Source organism: Prevotella sp. 885 (assembly GCF_002265625.1).
Taxonomy (GTDB): domain Bacteria; phylum Bacteroidota; class Bacteroidia; order Bacteroidales; family Bacteroidaceae; genus Prevotella.
In genome coordinates, this window is record NZ_NOVE01000003.1 from 56,115 (window position 1) to 71,453 (window position 15,339).

At 51.5% G+C, this 15,339-nt stretch carries 28 protein-coding genes; 5 read left to right on the plus strand and 23 right to left on the minus strand.

What is annotated here, in order from left to right; translation table 11 throughout:
• Positions 1–92 precede the first annotated feature (92 nt).
• Positions 93–299: a hypothetical protein gene (locus CHL74_RS15680; RefSeq protein ID WP_176452144.1), complete on the plus strand. Its 207-nt coding sequence runs from the start codon at positions 93–95 to the stop codon at positions 297–299.
• On the opposite strand, the gene CHL74_RS01985 is transcribed toward CHL74_RS15680, so the two are convergent.
• The 23 genes from CHL74_RS01985 to CHL74_RS02090 form a co-directional block, all read right to left on the minus strand.
• Positions 296–478 carry a hypothetical protein gene (locus CHL74_RS01985; RefSeq protein WP_094879455.1) on the minus strand — a complete coding sequence of 61 codons (183 nt, stop codon included), beginning with the start codon at positions 476–478 and terminating at the stop codon, positions 296–298. The genes CHL74_RS15680 and CHL74_RS01985 overlap by 4 nt on opposite strands.
• Positions 475–729 (minus strand): hypothetical protein, encoded by a 255-nt coding sequence (locus CHL74_RS01990; RefSeq protein ID WP_094879456.1) that lies wholly within the window; start codon positions 727–729, stop codon positions 475–477. The genes CHL74_RS01985 and CHL74_RS01990 overlap by 4 nt, the downstream gene beginning before the upstream one ends.
• Complete coding sequence (locus CHL74_RS01995) at positions 722–1,588, minus strand: hypothetical protein (protein WP_094879457.1); 867 nt, start codon at positions 1,586–1,588, stop codon at positions 722–724. The genes CHL74_RS01990 and CHL74_RS01995 overlap by 8 nt, the downstream gene beginning before the upstream one ends.
• A gap of 223 nt (positions 1,589–1,811) precedes the next feature.
• Positions 1,812–2,027, minus strand: a complete 216-nt coding sequence (locus CHL74_RS15485) for a hypothetical protein (RefSeq protein WP_141241205.1) — start codon at positions 2,025–2,027, stop codon at positions 1,812–1,814.
• 7 nt (positions 2,028–2,034) lie between these two features.
• On the minus strand, positions 2,035–2,178 hold the full coding sequence (locus tag CHL74_RS15685) for a hypothetical protein (protein WP_176452145.1): 144 nt from the start codon (positions 2,176–2,178) through the stop codon (positions 2,035–2,037).
• The gene (locus tag CHL74_RS02010; protein ID WP_094879460.1) at positions 2,175–2,522 is read right to left on the minus strand and encodes a hypothetical protein; all 348 of its coding nucleotides are present in this window, start codon (positions 2,520–2,522) and stop codon (positions 2,175–2,177) included. The genes CHL74_RS15685 and CHL74_RS02010 overlap by 4 nt, the downstream gene beginning before the upstream one ends.
• Positions 2,519–3,826: a DNA cytosine methyltransferase gene (locus CHL74_RS02015; RefSeq protein WP_094879461.1), complete on the minus strand. Its 1,308-nt coding sequence runs from the start codon at positions 3,824–3,826 to the stop codon at positions 2,519–2,521. The genes CHL74_RS02010 and CHL74_RS02015 overlap by 4 nt, the downstream gene beginning before the upstream one ends.
• A complete protein-coding gene (locus CHL74_RS02020) occupies positions 3,823–4,215 on the minus strand; it encodes a hypothetical protein (RefSeq protein ID WP_094879462.1) in 393 nt (130 codons plus the stop codon). The genes CHL74_RS02015 and CHL74_RS02020 overlap by 4 nt, the downstream gene beginning before the upstream one ends.
• Before the next feature lie 15 nt (positions 4,216–4,230).
• Entirely contained in the window at positions 4,231–4,488 is a 258-nt protein-coding gene (locus CHL74_RS02025; RefSeq protein WP_094879463.1) for a hypothetical protein, read from the minus strand.
• The gene (locus CHL74_RS02030) at positions 4,485–4,733 is read right to left on the minus strand and encodes a hypothetical protein (protein WP_094879464.1); all 249 of its coding nucleotides are present in this window, start codon (positions 4,731–4,733) and stop codon (positions 4,485–4,487) included. The genes CHL74_RS02025 and CHL74_RS02030 overlap by 4 nt, the downstream gene beginning before the upstream one ends.
• Entirely contained in the window at positions 4,699–5,373 is a 675-nt protein-coding gene (locus CHL74_RS02035) for a DUF6633 family protein (protein ID WP_141241206.1), read from the minus strand. Before CHL74_RS02035 ends, CHL74_RS02030 begins: the two co-directional genes overlap by 35 nt.
• A complete protein-coding gene (locus CHL74_RS02040; RefSeq protein WP_094879466.1) occupies positions 5,261–6,289 on the minus strand; it encodes a DUF6291 domain-containing protein in 1,029 nt (342 codons plus the stop codon). The genes CHL74_RS02035 and CHL74_RS02040 overlap by 113 nt, the downstream gene beginning before the upstream one ends.
• A gap of 64 nt (positions 6,290–6,353) precedes the next feature.
• Positions 6,354–7,097 (minus strand): hypothetical protein, encoded by a 744-nt coding sequence (locus tag CHL74_RS02045; protein ID WP_094879467.1) that lies wholly within the window; start codon positions 7,095–7,097, stop codon positions 6,354–6,356.
• A gap of 30 nt (positions 7,098–7,127) precedes the next feature.
• A complete protein-coding gene (locus tag CHL74_RS02050; RefSeq protein ID WP_094879468.1) occupies positions 7,128–7,565 on the minus strand; it encodes a hypothetical protein in 438 nt (145 codons plus the stop codon).
• Positions 7,550–8,149 carry a hypothetical protein gene (locus CHL74_RS02055; RefSeq protein WP_094879469.1) on the minus strand — a complete coding sequence of 200 codons (600 nt, stop codon included), beginning with the start codon at positions 8,147–8,149 and terminating at the stop codon, positions 7,550–7,552. Before CHL74_RS02055 ends, CHL74_RS02050 begins: the two co-directional genes overlap by 16 nt.
• Positions 8,150–8,153: 4 nt before the next feature.
• Complete coding sequence (locus tag CHL74_RS02060) at positions 8,154–8,411, minus strand: hypothetical protein (RefSeq protein ID WP_094879470.1); 258 nt, start codon at positions 8,409–8,411, stop codon at positions 8,154–8,156.
• 11 nt (positions 8,412–8,422) lie between these two features.
• Positions 8,423–9,160, minus strand: coding sequence for an MBL fold metallo-hydrolase (locus tag CHL74_RS02065; RefSeq protein ID WP_094879471.1), 738 nt, complete (start codon positions 9,158–9,160; stop codon positions 8,423–8,425).
• Positions 9,161–9,178: 18 nt separating this feature from the next.
• Complete coding sequence (locus tag CHL74_RS02070; RefSeq protein ID WP_094879472.1) at positions 9,179–10,156, minus strand: recombinase RecT; 978 nt, start codon at positions 10,154–10,156, stop codon at positions 9,179–9,181.
• 22 nt (positions 10,157–10,178) lie between these two features.
• Positions 10,179–12,158: an AAA family ATPase gene (locus CHL74_RS02075; protein ID WP_094879473.1), complete on the minus strand. Its 1,980-nt coding sequence runs from the start codon at positions 12,156–12,158 to the stop codon at positions 10,179–10,181.
• A 7-nt stretch (positions 12,159–12,165) separates the two neighbouring features.
• Complete coding sequence (locus CHL74_RS02080) at positions 12,166–12,369, minus strand: hypothetical protein (protein ID WP_094879474.1); 204 nt, start codon at positions 12,367–12,369, stop codon at positions 12,166–12,168.
• Between the two features lie 216 nt (positions 12,370–12,585).
• Positions 12,586–12,783: a hypothetical protein gene (locus CHL74_RS02085; protein ID WP_094879475.1), complete on the minus strand. Its 198-nt coding sequence runs from the start codon at positions 12,781–12,783 to the stop codon at positions 12,586–12,588.
• Positions 12,780–12,971, minus strand: coding sequence for a hypothetical protein (locus CHL74_RS15490; protein ID WP_141241207.1), 192 nt, complete (start codon positions 12,969–12,971; stop codon positions 12,780–12,782). Before CHL74_RS15490 ends, CHL74_RS02085 begins: the two co-directional genes overlap by 4 nt.
• A 21-nt stretch (positions 12,972–12,992) precedes the next feature.
• A complete protein-coding gene (locus CHL74_RS02090; RefSeq protein ID WP_141241208.1) occupies positions 12,993–13,226 on the minus strand; it encodes a hypothetical protein in 234 nt (77 codons plus the stop codon).
• 203 nt (positions 13,227–13,429) lie between these two features.
• Here CHL74_RS02090 and CHL74_RS02095 point away from each other — a divergent pair, with 203 nt between their 5' ends.
• Genes CHL74_RS02095 through CHL74_RS02110 form a run of 4 tightly spaced genes read left to right on the plus strand, consistent with a single transcriptional unit; the run spans position 13,430 to position 15,326 of the window.
• On the plus strand, positions 13,430–13,783 hold the full coding sequence (locus tag CHL74_RS02095; protein ID WP_094879477.1) for a hypothetical protein: 354 nt from the start codon (positions 13,430–13,432) through the stop codon (positions 13,781–13,783).
• 8 nt (positions 13,784–13,791) lie between these two features.
• On the plus strand, positions 13,792–14,655 hold the full coding sequence (locus CHL74_RS02100; protein ID WP_176452146.1) for a restriction endonuclease: 864 nt from the start codon (positions 13,792–13,794) through the stop codon (positions 14,653–14,655).
• A 9-nt stretch (positions 14,656–14,664) separates the two neighbouring features.
• The gene (locus CHL74_RS02105) at positions 14,665–14,985 is read left to right on the plus strand and encodes a hypothetical protein (protein ID WP_094879479.1); all 321 of its coding nucleotides are present in this window, start codon (positions 14,665–14,667) and stop codon (positions 14,983–14,985) included.
• An 11-nt stretch (positions 14,986–14,996) separates the two neighbouring features.
• Positions 14,997–15,326: a hypothetical protein gene (locus CHL74_RS02110; RefSeq protein WP_176452147.1), complete on the plus strand. Its 330-nt coding sequence runs from the start codon at positions 14,997–14,999 to the stop codon at positions 15,324–15,326.
• Positions 15,327–15,339: the final 13 nt, after the last annotated feature.

Below are 15,339 nucleotides of genomic sequence, written 5' to 3' on the forward strand. Positions count from 1 at the left end.
TGTGTTGTTTTGTCTCTTTCTTGTGCGCACCTATGCGTGTGGGTGTGCGTGTGTATGCGCACCCCCTCCCAAACCCTCCCCCTCATTCGAGGGTGGTTGTCTCAGTGGTAGCCGTGCTTGGTGTTCGGGCGGCTTCTGATTCTGTTCCAGCTCCAAGCCTTGCCCTTGGTTGGTGTCTTTGGCAATCGTTGGCGGTTGGCTTGGTGAAGGTGGAGCTTGTGTTGCTCTCGTTCTTCTTGCAGCAAGTCTGGGTCGATGATTTCCTCGACCTCGACCTTGAATTGTTCGAGGTCTTCTAAGCTGTAGTATCTTTCTTCCATTTCAGTTCCTGTCTTTCGGGTGTTAGGCTGTCGCAGGGTGGGTTGCCCTCAAAGATGGGCTTTCCCTGTTTTCCGCACACCCATGTGTTGATGCTCTCGTAAGCGTGACCGCAGTGTCCGCATGGGGTGTTCTGCAATCTGTGTCCTGTTCCGCTCATCGTCTTGTGATTCCTCTTAGGTTGGTTTGCATTCGCTCGATGCTGAACCTTTCCTTTGGGTAGAGGCATTTCAGCTTCCAGCTTCTGTTGTGGTAGGGTGGCTTGTCTTGCGTGATGGCAATGTCACAAACCTTGCCTGTCTTCTTGTCTGTGACTGCGAGAAGATGGGCTTCCTTCGGACGCTGTGGGATGAACTCGGTCTCCCTTAGCCAGCGTCTGAAGTTGATGTGTTCGGGTGTTCTTTCACTCATTTTGTTTTTTCTCCTTTGGCTTCTTGCCCTTTGGTTTTATGTCAATCTCCACCAGCTCGTCTTGGTTGGCTGGCTTCTGAACTGCCTTGAATGGTGTCATGTGGCAGGTCATCTGTGCTTGCATCCGCTGCTCGAAAAGGACGTACATCTTGGCTGGGTTCTTTTTGGCGAGCTTGTTTGCCTGTATTGCTGCAAGTCCTTTCTTGGTGATGTCCTGCTTGATGATGGTGCTTGTCTCATCCTCGTTCATCTCTGCGATGGCGTAAAGGGTGGAGGCTTCCGCTATCGGGTCTGGCTCCATGTCCTGCTCCTTCAGCTTTAGCGTTCCGCTCTTCAAGCTGCCGATGATGTCCTCCATCCTGCCTTTGCCCTCCAGCTTCTGTTCGTCGCCTGGCTTCCACGCCTTCGGTATTCCCTCCCATCGGGTGATGCGGTCATAGAGTGCGTCCACGTCCTGGGTGTAGGTCTCCTTGATTCCCTGGCTCTGTGTGTTCACCAAGTCGTGCATCACCTTGAAGAACTTGTCCTCGCTTTGCTGGAGGCTGTTGATGGTAGGCTGCACTCCCTTTATCAACAATCCCCAATCCTCGACGATGTTCTGCATCTCCCCAAAGATTAGGCTTTCCACGCTGTGGATGTGGTAGAAGGTGGCGGTTAGGTAGCCGAGGCGTTGAACGACCCCTGCGTGCTGTGCCACCGCTATCGGGGTGTTGAATATCTGCTGTTCCTCTTCCGTCAGGTTGTTCGCCCAATAATCACGGCAGGTCTTTGGTGCGACCATCTGCTGTTGTTGTGCAAGTGGATTCTGCTGCTTGCGTGGCTGGTTGCTCCACTTGTTGCGCTTTTTGTTCTTTCCCATGTTCCTTTGAATTTGTTATTTTATCTTGCTTGTTTTGCTTATCGCCTTGTCGATTCGGTGGTCTCCCCTCATCCCGATGTAATTCGCTACCCAGTTCAAAGGGTGCATGTTGTCGTTGTAGGTCTTCCATCTCTCCGTCCAATAGCGGTTTGTTCTCTTGGATTCGTTTTCGGTCTGTGCCTTTAGAATCTTTCGTGCTTGTCTTATCTTCATGTCGCTGTCATTATGATGTTCGTTCCCCCTTGTGACCCTGTAAATCACGGCAGGGTAGATGGTTCTGTGGATGCTGCTCTTCTTGCTTGGGCATCCGTCCTTTCTGTCTGCAAATCTTGCCGTAGAAGGCGAGGGTGCTGCCCTCGCTCTCTATCCGCTCCACGATGATGCTTTGCCTCTTGGTGGCGACGATGTCACCCCTGCGTATCTTCGTTGGCTCTATCATGTCTGCCTTATTCTGAAATTTGGACGGCTTCCTTGATTCTGCTTAGGCAGTTGCAAAGCTCGCCTCCGTCTTGGCACGCATCGGTTCTTCCTCCGTCGCTCTCGACAAGATAGCCTCTGTCGAGAATCGTAACTTTGACCTCGTGTCTCATCCCTCACCTCCTTCCTGCTTTTGGTCGGTTGCGTCCAGCTCTCTGTCCAGCTGCACGATGTCTGCCGTCAAGTCCACCCATTGCTGGTGGTTCTGCTTGCAATGCTCGACGTGGTCTTTTGCGGTTCTGCAGATGAGTGCCGCCATCGCTCTGTCGTTTCGGCAGGTGGTGAACAAAAGGTTGAGGAGGTCTTGCTTCGTTCCCTTCCATCCGAGGCTGACTTGGTTGTCGGCTGTCTTGGTGATTGCGACGTATGCCTCTCCCTTCTTGGTTCGGGTGTTGGCTTGGAATCCTCGCAGCTGCTTTACGGTGTGCTGCTTTGCCGTTTCTTTTTCTTGCTTCATAATTTTTGTTGTTTTGAAATTGTTTCTATCGCTCTGAAAATCTCGAAGGCGACCTGTGGCACCCAGGCGTTTCCGTATGCCTTTATGCTTTGCTGTCTCCATTTTCCGAAAGAAACGGATAGGTTGTCCAGCCAAATGGAAAGCCCATCATTTCCTCTACGAATAGTGGGTTCAACTGAGGGGAAGCCTTCGAATCCCCTGTTTGCTCCTCTTGCAATCGGGTTATGAAATCTGGCAGCATCTCGCCCCATCTTGTGAACTGCCCCTTGCGCCTTCTCGTTGTGGTGATGGTGTTCCCCTTGTAATCCCTTGCCGCTGGTGTCGGTATCAATCCGTTCACCGCCAATGCCGTGAGGCTTCTCCCCATCTGGCTTTTCGGGTTGTACTTGTGGGTGTATTTCGTTCCCTCCACCGCATTGGGTGTAGGCAGGAGCTCGTGGAACTCCAGGAAGTCCATCAGCCCATTCGGTCTTTTCGCTCCGTTCGCCCTGCTCTGAAAGTCGGACGCTCCTGCTGCCTTCAACTCCTGCACTCTCTTGGTGTGGGAAATCTCCGAGCTCATTGGCGTTGGAAGCAGCCCGATTCTCGCTGCCTTGGCGAGGGTGGGTCTCTCCGCATCTCCTGGCGATGCGCTCTTGTTTGTCCGTCCGCTCCCCATGTCGATGGCTGTCGGTGTGGGCAGCATGTTCATCGGGTAGAACTCCGTCTTGCCCTCCTTGCTGCATCGTTTCAGCCCCTGGGTCTGTACGGTGGGCAATAATCCAGATCCTGTCTCTTCGGTGGGGTGCTCCGACGGCACAAGCTGGTATAATAATCGGCTGGACTTCGTATCCTTCGGCTTCGAGGTCTTGGCAGATGCGCTCAAGGGTGAACCTGCTTTCCTCTCGATAAAGGTCGTGCGGCTCGAAAAGGTCGGACGTGCGACCCATGTAAGTCGTTTGGCTGGACTCCACCATCGTTGTGATTCCAGCAACATTTTCACCAATGACCCAAGTGGGGTTAATCTCTCTGATTGCCCGATGCATCTCTTGCCAGAGGTAGCGGTTGTCTTCCTCTCCCTTTCTTCGACCTGCGAGGCTGAAAGGCTGGCAGGGGAAGCCTCCTGTGAGAACATCGATTTTGCCCCCCCATTTTGTAAAGTCGGTTTTTGTAATGTCTTCATAATTCTCTGCGTTTGGGAACCAATAATCTAAAACCTTACGAGGAAACTCCTGTATCTCGCAGTGGAAAACGTTGCGCCAGCCCATCCATGCGGCTGCGACCTCTGCGCCTCCGATACCCGAGAAAAGGCTGGCGTGTGTCATGGGTTGCCTCCTTCCTTGCCTCCGATGGTGGTCGGCATCGTGATTCCTGGCTGGAGTGCCATCGCCTCCCAATCCCTGCCGTTGTAGGTTATGATTCGCTTCGTGATGTTGGCGACCGTGTATCCCTTTCGGTATTGGGTTGCCATGTCGAAGCCCTCGACGAGGTGGCTCGCTGTCGTTCCGTCCACGTCCTGGTATTGAATCAGGAAGATTTCCTTCTTGGCGAGGACGGCTTGAACTCTCGCTATCTCGTTGTCGATTTCCGTCTCCAGCCTCTTGCTTGCTATGAGTGCGTCCTTGCGCTCCTGGCTGTTTGGCTTGGCGGTGAAGAAGGTCTTTTGGTGCTTGCGCATCTCAGCGACCTTCTCGAAAAATTCCTTTTTGTCCATCTCTGCCTCCTTTCGTTATCCAGCGGTCGTTGCTCGCTTGTTGAAGTACTCCTTGCGGACGGCTGTCAGCTGAATCTCGCTCTCGGTGATGTTGTCAGCCGTGATTCTGTGGACGGGGATTCCGTCTATCATCAGTGCCGTGTAGGTGATTCCGTTGCTGTCGGTGTAGTCTCCGATGCAAATCTTGCTCTTCGCCTCGTGGCGTGTCTGCTCGTTCTTTGCTCGCTGGCTTGCCTTTCTGTAAGCCTCGATTGGGTTCCAAAATCTCATCATAGTCCTTTCAGCTCCTCCTTCTGCTTGTTAATCTCCAAATTGAGAACGTTCAAAATGTTCAACTTCACTTCCTTTGGCAGGACGACCATCGTTCCTTGCTTGATCTTGCCGTCTGGCTGTGGCTCGGTTGGGATGCCTACGCATGCAAGGCTTTCGTCCTGCGACAATAACTTTCTTGCGTCCTCCAGCTTTGGGAGGCTCTCCGCAATCTCATGGATGCGGCTTAGATTCTTGATGTTTGCCATTTTCTTGTTGTTTAATCTGTTTGTATTTCTGTTCGATGAGCAAGTCCTGCTCCCTCGTGTTCATTGCGTACTCTGCTTGCATCTGGTTGATGATGGTTGCCTCCTCGTGCGTCATGTTGTTCGGGTTGTGGGCATCCCTCCATTCCTTCTGCTCCTGCAGGTATCTGTCTCGCTTGGCGTATGCCTCGTTCCGCTCCCTGCAAAACTCGTTAAGCCCCTGCATGATGGCTATTGGGTCAACGCTGCCGTAGAACTTGTCATAAAGCCCTCGCTTGAATCGTCGGCAGAAAAGCATTATCTCAGCCATGTTCAAAAAGCCGTAATCGTCGGTTATCAGCTGGATGATTTGGTCGAGCTGCCTGTCCGTGATTTTGTCCCTGGCTCCGCTGAACTCCGAAAGGTCGGTTATCTGGTATGCCAGCCATTCCTGCGCTGTGCCGAATCCGTAGGCGAGGTTCACGTTCCAAAGGGTGGGGACGTTCGTGAAGTAGCATCGCTCTGGGCTTTTGGTCAGCTCGACCTGCTTGTCAACGTGGAAGGTCTGCAGGAGGCTCTGCCTCGTTTCCCATCGCTGCCGTATCGCTGTCAGCAATCTGCCTCCACTTGCTGGCGACACCTGCGTAGCCTTGGATGCGCTCACGCTGTTCTGTCGCCCTCTGCTCGTTGCGATTATTTGCCCGACCGCTTGCGGCTGGTGTTTCTGCTGTTGTGTCATTTCTGAATCCTCCGTTTGTTTGATTTGCTGGTGTCGCTGGCTGTGGGTTGTCGTAGTAACCGTCCAGCACTTTCGGGAAGTTGTTGGGTCTGAACAGCCACTCGAAGTTGGCGAGCCATCCGTTCCGTCCACCTCCGTTCAAGAAGTTGCTTGCTGCTGCCTTTATCATCACTCTGTAAACCGAAACGATGCCGTTTTCTCGAACTCGTGCCTCAAAGAATGCCTTGCGCTGTCCTGTAATCTTGCGCTTGAGCTTCGGGATTTTCTGCTGTTCCATGAGGCGGTTGAATTGCTGGCGCACCTTCTCGAGGTCTATCTTGGCTTCCTTCTTCGTCGGTTTAGCCTCGCTTCTCGCTCCTGCGTGTGGCTCAGATGCAGCGTCAGAACTTGTTTCTGACATAGAGCCTTTAGGCTCTTTAATTATATTAAATTCTTTATTGTTTATCCCTATCCCTATCTCACTCCCTTTCTCTATCCCTATCCCTATAGGTGTACGTTCGTGCTCATCGTGTACGAACGTGCACGTTCGTGTACGTTCGTGCTCCTCCTTTTTTTCTCTTTCTCTTGCCTCCTTTCTCTTCTTTTCTCGCTCCAGGGCTATCTGTCGGTTGCGCTCGCATTTCTCTTCGTATCGCTCGTTGTTCCTGTCGATGTTGGCTTGTATCGTTCTGAACAGGGTGCGCATCGACCTGTCGTCGGTTTCGTACTCCTCGCCCCTGTTGGCGTAGGCAAGCAAAGCCATGAAAATCTCCCCAGCCTCTTCCTTCGTGAAGTCCTGCAGCATGTTCTCTGCATCCTTGGTGTTAATGACGATGGAGCCTTTGTCTGTGTTCCTGCTCATGTTCTGTTTGTATTATAATCACCCTTGGGAGCCGCTCCTTGGCTGCTCCCTGGGGTGATTGTTGTTATTGTTCTATGATTACGATGGCTGGTGCTGCCTCCTTGATTCTTTCGAGGACGGCATCCATGTGGATGTCTCTTTCCTTCAACACGATGTCGTGCGCCTCTGGGCTGACCAAGGTGCAGGAGAGGTCGTTCGGGTTAATCTCCACCTCGACCTCGATGGTAACCTTCGGCATGCCCTTGAAGATTGGAAGTTCAATCTTGAAACTCTCGGGCAGGTTGCTATCGACCGTCTGTGCTACGAGTCCTCTTCTGTTGCCTCGCTTGTCATCGCTCAGCTCCAGCTCCTTGTCGACCTTTGCCTTGAAGTTGCGCAGCTCTGTGACCAGCTTCATGGCTGTCTGCGTTGTCTCGAAGTAGGAGCGCAGCTGCTTGATGCGGTCTGCCATGTCAAAGCATGACATGCTCTCGCCTGTGTTGATTCCGAACTCCTGCATCTCGCTCGAAAGGGTCAGCGTTCCGATGATCTGGTCGCTGTATGCGCTGTTCTCGTCCGTCTTAAGCGTGATGCTCATCTTGTCTCTGTCCACGAGGACGTGTGCGTCGGCTGATACAATGTCATCCTTGCGCTTCTCGACCCAGCGTGCTGGTGCGTCGATGGTTCCGCTGATGCTTACTGCCTTTGGCTCCTTAAGTGGGAGGGCATCTCCAAATCGAATGATGGTCTCCTGTCCTTCCTCGGTGTTCAACTCTGTGAGCTTCTCGATTGCTCTCTGCTCTGCTGATTTTCTCTGTTGTTCTTTCATCTTGAAATTCTTTTGAATGTGAAACTTGTGTTATTTGTCTTCCGTCCCTGTCTTGCCTGGGCGCAAGTCGAAGAGGCGAGGTTGCAGCTCTTCGTGTCGTGCAGGTCTCTGATAAACCAGCACTCCCTCCTTGTTGTAGTAGCCAGCCTGTCGGGTCTGCTGGTCTATCATCTTGTAGCAAGGCTCGTTGACGTAGGTTGTCTTGCTCTTGAGCTTGTCTGCCACGTCCTTAATGGTGCTCTTGTAACCCTTGATTTCCTCGTTGTACATCTGGACGGCTGTCTTCTTGGCTTCCTCCTGCTCCAGCTTCTTGATGCTGGCATCAGCAAGTTTTTCCTTCAACTTCTCGATTTGGTCGCTTGGTATCGGCTTACTGTAGCCCATGTCCTCGATTGCGTCTGCGTTGTCTCTCAAGAATCGCTCTCGCTCTGCGAGGTTCTCGTATTCCTGTCCTAAGAGTTTCTCCATGACTTGACCTCCTTTCCTGTGGTGTAGTTTGCCCAAAGTTCAGTAAATTGTTTGCCGCTATAGATTGCCAGCTCCTCTGTCTTGTGTGCAAGCCGAGCCGAGAGGTCCGCAGACGCAGACGACCAGGCGAAGTCCGAGCACGCAGAAGCGAGACCGCAATTCGCACCGTAGTTCGAGGAGCCGCCACCAATCCACAGCTGTAGGTTGCGTTCGTCCTTCCATTCGTCGGTCTTCTGCTCCAGCTCCTCCTTCGTCCAAAGGCAAAGGTAAGGGTAGTATCGGTATTCGTCTGGGTTGGTGAAGTCTGGCTCCCATCCCTCATTGAGGGCTGCTGTGATGATGCGCAGTTTCTGATAAGCGATTTCGTCTATCATGGTGAGTCCTGCGTTTTCCCATTGCTCTTGGATTGCCTCTGCGTCAATGCCCAAAATCTGACAGGCATCCTCGAATGTCTTTACTCGCTCCGTGATTGGGCGGTTGTCCTTCTGTTTCTCTTGCTCGCAATCCACGAGCTTCAAAACTCCATCTACCCAGGCTGGTTTCTTTCCTGCTGGGATTTCAACTTCTAAAACTTGCTTTGCCATGTTGTTACTTTTTAATTAAGTTCATGATTTTCTTGAAGATTGGATGTACGTTTCCGCTCTCCTTGAATTCTTTTGCTATCTTCTTCTCGTCTCCGATTGTGAAACTTGCGCCTCCCTCCTTGTCTGCCATGAGAACGAGGCAGTGCAGTTCGTTCTCTTTGCTGTACTCGTTCGCAATCTCGTAGACCTTCTCTGCCATCTTCGTCAGTTTTGCGTTCTCTCTTCCTGGCTCGATGATTTTCTCTGGTTTTTCTGTTTTCATTCTCTTTTGCTTTAGATGTTAAAAACTTTGTCGTAGTCCAGCTCCATTCCTGGGCTGGCTGCTCTTGTTGTCTTACCTGTCGCCCTTCGTACCTTGGTGATGAACTCCTGCTCGTTGCTGTTTCCGTCCGATAGGTGAATCAGCAAGATGTCCTTGGTTGCCGTGAGGTCGCTTCTCTTCAAGATGCCGATGGTGTTGTCGATGCTCATGTGGCTTGTGATGACTCTCTTCCGTAGTGCTGCTGGCACCCATCCGTTGAGAACGTTTTGGTCGAGAATCTCGTCGCTGTAATTCGCCTCTGCCATCCAGTGCGTGATGTTCTTGAAGTCGTAAGGCATGGCGTATGTGTCCGTGAAGAACAGGATGCGTCCTGTCTCCTGGTGCTCGATGAGGTAACCGACACATGGTACGTCGTGCTTGACCTCGAAGGGCAGAATCTTGAAGCCTCCGTAAATGTAGCCGTTTCCATTGGCTATGGCTGTCGTGGTGGTTGCTTCGAGTTTCTTGGCTTCAATGACAGAGGGGAGAGCCAGCAGCGGTATTCCTGCCTTCTCGTATTCGGCTGCGTGTCCTGCGTGGTCGTTGTGCTGGTGGCTGATGATGCAAACTTTCACCTTCGCAATGTTCCAGCCGAGAGCCTTCTTGACCTCTGCGAGGCTGATTCCTGCCTCAATGATGATTGCTTCGCTGTCGTTCTGCAAGACGTAGCAGTTTCCCTTGCTGCTGCTTCCGAGGATTGTCATCTTCATCGCTCTTCCCTCCTTTTGTTATGGCAATGGACAGGCTCTCGATGTTCCAGATCCTGCTGCGCTGTCAGCGTTTCCTGCTGGAGCTGCCTCTGGTGCAGGTTGCCCTCCGTTGTTCATGTCGATGTAGTTGGTCTTCGCCTCGATGCCCATTGGCTGTTGCTCATCGTGAACCTCTTCTGCCTCTGCGTCGAAGGTTTGGCGGCTGTTGGCTGCGTCTCGCTCTGCCGTTGCTTCATCGTAGCGGTTTGCCTCTTCGTCGCTGTCGCCTGGGTCAGCCGTGCTGTCGAGGGCAATCTTGCAAGCTCGCTGGATGACCGTCTTCATGCACATCTGGTCGGTGAACTTGGTGTGCGCTCCGCTCTTGCCCTTCATCGCTCCCTGTTCCCATGCGTTCTGAATCTGCGCTCTTGTCATCACCTCGATGTGCTTGCTGCCGTCCTTGTTGATGACCACTGCGTATGCTGCGAGAATCTTGGTGTTGTCGATGTTGGCGAGGTTCGGTGTGTGCTTCACCAGCTGCTTCTCTCCGTTCTCGTCGATGGTGTAGATGAACTCGTCTCCCTCGTAGATGACCTGTGCGTTGACCTTATCGATTTCGGTGTCTCGCTTGGCTCTCATGAGCTTGCCAAGGTATCGCTCGTTCCACTCCAGGCGGTCTCCGTACATGATGAAGTAGCAATGTTTCTGTGGGTACTCGCCATGAATGACCATGTTCAAGAGGGCGTTGCAAATGCTGTCTTTGGTGCAAACGTCGAGTGCCTTCTTGTGGTTCATGTTCTCGACCGTCTGAAGGTAGAGCCATGCCAGCTTGATGGCGTTCCCTACGTGGTAGCCCTTTGGAAGGACGAGCTCGCCTGTCTCCTGCCAGCCGTTGACTCTGTCCATAATCTGCTGGGTCGTTTCCTCCTGCATCCGCTTGAGTGCGGTTGCGTTCTGTGAGGTCAGCTGCGTGTTGGCTTGCTGTCCTCCTTGTTGTGGTGATACTGTTTGTGTCATAATCACTTTGCTTTTAAAATTTTTATTGAATTATTGTCAGCTCCTTGTCTCGTGAAACAATGAGGAGTATCTGCTGGCTTCTCGTTGGGAGAATGTCCGTGATGCTCTCTGCGTTGTCTATGAGCAAAGGTGCGTATGTGTCGTTGAATGCGCACATGGCGTTGATGATGTCGATGCCAGCGTTTATCTTCTCGCTCGTTGAGAGGTCTCTGTAAGGTGTGCCGTGCATCGTGCATTCGCAGGTTGGCTTGATTCCACCTGTGGTGATGAATGGCTCGAACATCTGGAACTTCACGTTTGTGAATAACTCGTTCACTTTCTTTTCGAGGTTCTCAATCTTGGCGATGGTGAATTGCTCTGCCGTGTAGTCCTTCTTCTCCAGCTCCGTGAGTTGCTGGTTCAAGGTCTGCTGTCTGTTCTCCAGCTCCTTGATGCGGTTCTGCTTGTCGGTGATGCGCTGCTCCTTGGCGAGCTCGTCTCGCAGTTCGTCTCTGAGCCTGTTCTGCTCTGCCTTGCGTTGCTTGAGGGTGGCTTCCTGCTTCACCTTGGTGTCGCTTGTCTCTTCCTCAGTTCTCGCTTCGAGTGCCGCTGTCCTTGCGTTCACGTCCATCTGGAGTTGCTGGTATTCCTCATCGTCGGTGTGGTAGGTGAGGGTTGGCTTTGATTCCTGCGCCTTCTGCAATGCTTCCTCTTGCTCCTTGCGCTGTTGCTCCAGCTTCTCCAGCTTGTCTTGGGCGTTCTTGATGGTAGCCTCTGCATCCGACTTGCGCTTCTTGATGCGAGCTGCCTCTTGCTCCAAGGCATCGAACTGCTTGCTCTTGTTGTCGTTGAAGTTGCCCTCCATCTCTTCCTTCATCCTGTCGATGTCGTCTTGTGGGAGGCGTTGGTGGCAGGTAGGACAAATCTCTTGGTTGTTGTCCCAGGAGAAGGCGGTTTGGTCGAGAATCACCCAGCGTTTCTTGAAGTCTTCGCTTGCGATGGCTATCTTGTTGAGCTGCGTCTGTCCGTCCTCTACCGCTGCCTTGGCGTTGCGGATGGCTCTTTCCGTCACCTCGATTTCGTACTTGGCATCGTCGATGGCTTTCTTGTGCTTGCGCTCCTCCGTCGTGTTCTTGTCTTGGTAACTCTGGACGATGGCTTGCATTCGGTTCTTGAGCTTGTTTATCTCGGTGCGCTCCTTGGTGCGCTCGTTGAACTCGGTGTCCACGGTGCGGCTTAAGTCTGCCAGCTCGTTGTCGATGTTCTCGATTGCTTTCTCGATTTCTTTAATTCTTCTTCGTGTGAAGTCGAAGTCTGGCTTGCTGGCTTCAAGTGCTTTCAGCTCCTCGGTGTTCTCGTTGATGCGGCTTGGTATCTGCTCGATTTCCTTCTTCAATTCACCGATTCGGTATCTGAGCTGCTCTCTGAACTTTTGAAGGTCGGTGCCGCTCAGCTCCTGCAGCAATCCCTTGAAGTCCTCGTTGTCTCCTGCAAGTTCTTCGTCGGTGGTCTTGCCCACCATCTTTGTTAGCAGGTTGCGCTGGTCTTCCGCTGGGAGGCTTGGGAAGTAGGAGGGTGTCGTTATCGCCTTGAAGAGGCTTTCTTTGCAGAGGTCATCGACAAATGTCTTGAAGTCCTTCTGTGTGTACTTGTTTTCGTTGACAAAGTACTTGGTGGTGTGTCCTGTCATCTCTGCCTCGCTCTTCTTGCGTGGCTTCGTCCAGGTCTCGCTTCTGACCTTCTCCAGCTTGTAGTCCGTGCCGTCGGCTGTCAGTTCGAGAACCACAATGTTGTCGAGGTGGTGGATGATTTCTCCGTTCTCATCCTTCGGGTCGATTCCGAATACCGTTTGTCCGATGCTGTTCTTGTCGAAGAGAACCCATTGTACCGCATCCACGATGGTGGTCTTTCCTGCGTGATTCGCTCCCATTATCTTGGTCAGCGTTGGGTTAAAGCTAATCTTTCGTTCACCGAGAACTCCCTTGAAGTTCTTGATGGTGATTGTCTTGAATTCGATTCTCATGCTGCTTTTACAAAATGTTGGTTAAGTGTTCTATTGCCTCTCTCAGCTCTTTTGGCATCCCCTTTGTCATTTCGCTGATGTTCTTGACAAGTCTCAGCTTGGCTGCTGTGGCAAGGATGAGCTCCTTGAATGAATCCTCGTGCTGTGCGAGCTTGAACAATGCGTTGAGGAGAATCTTCTTGTCGTTCGCCTTGATGGATGCTGCGACCATTCCCTCTTTTTCGTTGCCCTCGATGGCTATGAAGATGCGAGCTTGCTTTGGTGCGTCTTGCCCCCCCCATTTTGCTGTCTTCCTCGTTGTAGGCTTTCGCTGTCTGAACCTGTTCTTTGAACCAATCGGTAGCTCCCTCGAATGCTTTCTCTTCTGCTGCCTCTTTTGTGCTTCTAAATAATCCCATAATTGTAAAGTTTAAATGTTTGACTTATGTTAAATGGCTATCTGCCAAAATTTCAAGATGTCCAGTCCTGTGTAGAATGGTCGTTTCGTGCTCTTGCGGTAGTGAACCTTGATGTTGCCTTTCTTCGTGTGGCGGTGCAGGGTGCTGCGGTCTATGCCGAGAATCTCGCAGGTTCGTGCGATGGTGTACCGTCCAGCTGGCTCGATGTTCGGTTTGGTCTCCGTCATCGTTCGCCTCCTTTCTTCTCCTCTGCGTCCAGGGCTTGCATCATGCCCTTGCTTACTGCGATGATGGCTGCAAAGCAAAAAGCCACAAACCATTCGCCTCGGATGATGGCTGCTGCCGTCTGGGTGATGCCGAAGATGAGCGTCCCGATTGCGCCCGTCCACATGATGGCTCTTTCTATTTTTTTCATTGTCTCTCCTCCTTGCTTTTGTTAGATGTTTTTACTCAGTTCGTCTGCTGTGGTGTAGCATCCAGCTCCCACCAAAATGAAGCGCACACCGCTGGTGGTGATTCCGTGCTTCTCTGCCAATGCTCGCAGTATGCGGTATGGCTTCTTTCCCTGCGCTGTGAGCTTCGGTGCGAGCTCCTTGAACTCTGCGATGATGCTCTCGTTGCGCTCCTTTCTCTTCCTCTCCATTGGAGTCATCAAATCGATTTCTGTCATTTTTTCTCCTTTTTTATTTTGTTATTTCAACTTTTTTATTTACTTTTGTTTGTGGTAACGTATTTTCTTTCGTTTTCCGAGTGCAAAGATACACAAAAACGTTTGTATTACCAAACAAAACCGTGTGTTTCTTTCATTTCTGTGTGTTAATTAGTCTTAACTAAACAAGACTTTAGGTTTAACTAACTGATTGATAAAAGGTTATGACAGGACAAAGAATAAAGGAAATTTTGGCGGCTGAGGGTATCTCCCTTGCTGAGTTGTCTCGCTTGCTTGGTTATGAGGGCGACCAGAGGCTTCATAATGCCTTGCGCTCGGATAATGTGAAAAGTGGGCTTTTGGAAGATATTGCTCGTGTTACACACAAAAGCGTTTGTTTTTTCTATCCAAACGATAACGGTGGTTCTGCAAACGCTTCTGATAGTTCGGTGGCTGTTTTGGGGTCTCAAAACCAAATTTCCACCATCTCCGAGCGGTTTCTTGGTCTTCTCGAAAAGAAGGACGAGCAAATCGACCGCTTGCTCTCCTTGATGGAAAATCAGAAAGGAGGTAATTAATGGCTGGCGTGTATTCTCGAACCGCTCAATGTGGCATGAAGGTGATGTTCGCTGCTATGCGAATCCTGCAAGAAGAAGGTGGCTCTTGCCGTCTTTCTGATTTGCGTTCTCGCTTGGCAGAATGTCTCGATTTTTCATCGTGGGAGAAGGAGGTCGTGAACGGCTCTGTTCGTTGGCATAATTTCCTCTCTTGGTTTTCTTCGTGCTATGTTGCCGCTGGCTTCATCCGAAAGCAGAGGGGAACTTGGTATCTGACCGATGAAGGTGCGGCTTGCCTGTCCTCTTCTGAGTCCGATGCCTTTGATAAGGCGAATGAGGCGTATAAGGAAGGTTCGGGCGGTTCTGTTCCAGCTTCATCTGGTGATGTCCTGCCTGGCAGTGAAGCCTCTTTCACTCTTGGCGAAATGAAGGAGCGTGCTGATGAAGGTTTGCGAGCTGCCATCGCCTCTCGCTCTCCTTATGAATTCCAGGACATGGTGGCTGCTCTTCTCCATGCGATGGGGTACTTCACTCCGTTTGTCGCTCCCAAGGGAAAGGATGGCGGTGTTGATGTCTTGGCTTTCCACGACCCTCTCGGTGCGACCATCCCTCGTGTGAAGGTGCAGGTGAAACACACCCCTTCTTCGTCTGTGTCCGTGGAGGTGGTTCGTCAGTTGGTCGGCTTGCTTAATCGTGATGGTGATGCTGGCTTGGTGGTTACTTCTGGGTTGTTCACCTCGGAGGCTCATCGTGCCGCTCGTGAAAGCCACCGCAGCGTCCGTCTTATCGATGGTGATGAATTCGTCGATTTGTGGATTCGCTATTACTCGAAAATGTCGGAAGAAGACAAGGAGTTGCTTCGCATCACTCCTGTCTATTTCGTTAATGAATAAATAAAGGTTATGAAGAAGGTGTTGTTTGTGCTGCTTGCCCTTGGCTTGTTTTGGTCGTGCGATTCCAAAAAGTCGGACGAGGCTGTTCGCCAGCAATGGGTGGAGCAGCAGATGGCTCGTGAATATAAGGATGCTGAACTCGACAGCCTTGCGCTGGTTGCGACTGGGCAGGAGGGTGATGTATCCTCCCAAACTGCGAGACTTAATGCCTTGCGTGTCCTTCGTTCTGAACTTCCCGATAAAAAGGAAACTTGGGACAAGGTGGAAAAGTCCATCTTTGCATCGGAGGTCTATGGGGATGATGAAGGCGAGGACGGTGTGTTTGAATAAATTCTTGGCTTATGCAAAGTAATGAATCTATAAAGGTTGTATGTCGGTTCTTCGTGGCTCTTCGCTTGCTGAAGGAGAACCGTCTGATTCGTGGGAAGAAAACCTTCACCGACCGCTATGGCATCAATCGGTGGAATATGAACACCTGCGAAAAAGAGCCGAATCGCGATATGTTCCAGGTGTCCTGGCTCTCGTATCTGGTTCGCGATTATGGGGTGTCCGCTCGCTGGCTTCTCCTGGGTGAGGGGGCTTTCTTCGAGCGTGATTGCGCCCATCCTGTGAGTGTTAAATCTGAGGAAGTCGTGCAAAATTCGTGCAAGTCAGAAAATGGGAGTTTGTAAATAATTGAAAATA

Excerpts from the sequence above, each read along its gene's own strand:
- CHL74_RS01985 (WP_094879455.1), bottom strand. The coding sequence starts at position 478 with ATGAGCGGAACAGGACACAGATTGCAGAACACCCCATGCGGACACTGC.
- CHL74_RS02105 (WP_094879479.1), top strand. The coding sequence starts at position 14,665 with ATGAAGAAGGTGTTGTTTGTGCTGCTTGCCCTTGGCTTGTTTTGGTCG.
- CHL74_RS15485 (WP_141241205.1), bottom strand. The coding sequence starts at position 2,027 with ATGATAGAGCCAACGAAGATACGCAGGGGTGACATCGTCGCCACCAAG.
- CHL74_RS02050 (WP_094879468.1), bottom strand. The coding sequence starts at position 7,565 with ATGGAGAAACTCTTAGGACAGGAATACGAGAACCTCGCAGAGCGAGAG.
- CHL74_RS02060 (WP_094879470.1), bottom strand. The coding sequence starts at position 8,411 with ATGAAAACAGAAAAACCAGAGAAAATCATCGAGCCAGGAAGAGAGAAC.
- CHL74_RS02080 (WP_094879474.1), bottom strand. The coding sequence starts at position 12,369 with ATGGTCGCAGCATCCATCAAGGCGAACGACAAGAAGATTCTCCTCAAC.
- CHL74_RS02085 (WP_094879475.1), bottom strand. The coding sequence starts at position 12,783 with ATGACGGAGACCAAACCGAACATCGAGCCAGCTGGACGGTACACCATC.
- CHL74_RS02030 (WP_094879464.1), bottom strand. The coding sequence starts at position 4,733 with ATGGCAAACATCAAGAATCTAAGCCGCATCCATGAGATTGCGGAGAGC.
- CHL74_RS02015 (WP_094879461.1), bottom strand. The coding sequence starts at position 3,826 with ATGACACACGCCAGCCTTTTCTCGGGTATCGGAGGCGCAGAGGTCGCA.
- CHL74_RS02090 (WP_141241208.1), bottom strand. The coding sequence starts at position 13,226 with ATGACAGAAATCGATTTGATGACTCCAATGGAGAGGAAGAGAAAGGAG.
- CHL74_RS02020 (WP_094879462.1), bottom strand. The coding sequence starts at position 4,215 with ATGGACAAAAAGGAATTTTTCGAGAAGGTCGCTGAGATGCGCAAGCAC.
- CHL74_RS02095 (WP_094879477.1), top strand. The coding sequence starts at position 13,430 with ATGACAGGACAAAGAATAAAGGAAATTTTGGCGGCTGAGGGTATCTCC.
- CHL74_RS15490 (WP_141241207.1), bottom strand. The coding sequence starts at position 12,971 with ATGAAAAAAATAGAAAGAGCCATCATGTGGACGGGCGCAATCGGGACG.
- CHL74_RS01995 (WP_094879457.1), bottom strand. The coding sequence starts at position 1,588 with ATGGGAAAGAACAAAAAGCGCAACAAGTGGAGCAACCAGCCACGCAAG.
- CHL74_RS01990 (WP_094879456.1), bottom strand. The coding sequence starts at position 729 with ATGAGTGAAAGAACACCCGAACACATCAACTTCAGACGCTGGCTAAGG.
- CHL74_RS02065 (WP_094879471.1), bottom strand. The coding sequence starts at position 9,160 with ATGAAGATGACAATCCTCGGAAGCAGCAGCAAGGGAAACTGCTACGTC.
- CHL74_RS15685 (WP_176452145.1), bottom strand. The coding sequence starts at position 2,178 with ATGAGACACGAGGTCAAAGTTACGATTCTCGACAGAGGCTATCTTGTC.
- CHL74_RS02025 (WP_094879463.1), bottom strand. The coding sequence starts at position 4,488 with ATGATGAGATTTTGGAACCCAATCGAGGCTTACAGAAAGGCAAGCCAG.
- CHL74_RS02045 (WP_094879467.1), bottom strand. The coding sequence starts at position 7,097 with ATGAAAGAACAACAGAGAAAATCAGCAGAGCAGAGAGCAATCGAGAAG.
- CHL74_RS02040 (WP_094879466.1), bottom strand. The coding sequence starts at position 6,289 with ATGAGCAGGAACACAGACAAAGGCTCCATCGTCATTAACACCAAGGAT.
- CHL74_RS02110 (WP_176452147.1), top strand. The coding sequence starts at position 14,997 with ATGCAAAGTAATGAATCTATAAAGGTTGTATGTCGGTTCTTCGTGGCT.
- CHL74_RS02070 (WP_094879472.1), bottom strand. The coding sequence starts at position 10,156 with ATGACACAAACAGTATCACCACAACAAGGAGGACAGCAAGCCAACACG.
- CHL74_RS02055 (WP_094879469.1), bottom strand. The coding sequence starts at position 8,149 with ATGGCAAAGCAAGTTTTAGAAGTTGAAATCCCAGCAGGAAAGAAACCA.
- CHL74_RS02075 (WP_094879473.1), bottom strand. The coding sequence starts at position 12,158 with ATGAGAATCGAATTCAAGACAATCACCATCAAGAACTTCAAGGGAGTT.
- CHL74_RS02010 (WP_094879460.1), bottom strand. The coding sequence starts at position 2,522 with ATGAAGCAAGAAAAAGAAACGGCAAAGCAGCACACCGTAAAGCAGCTG.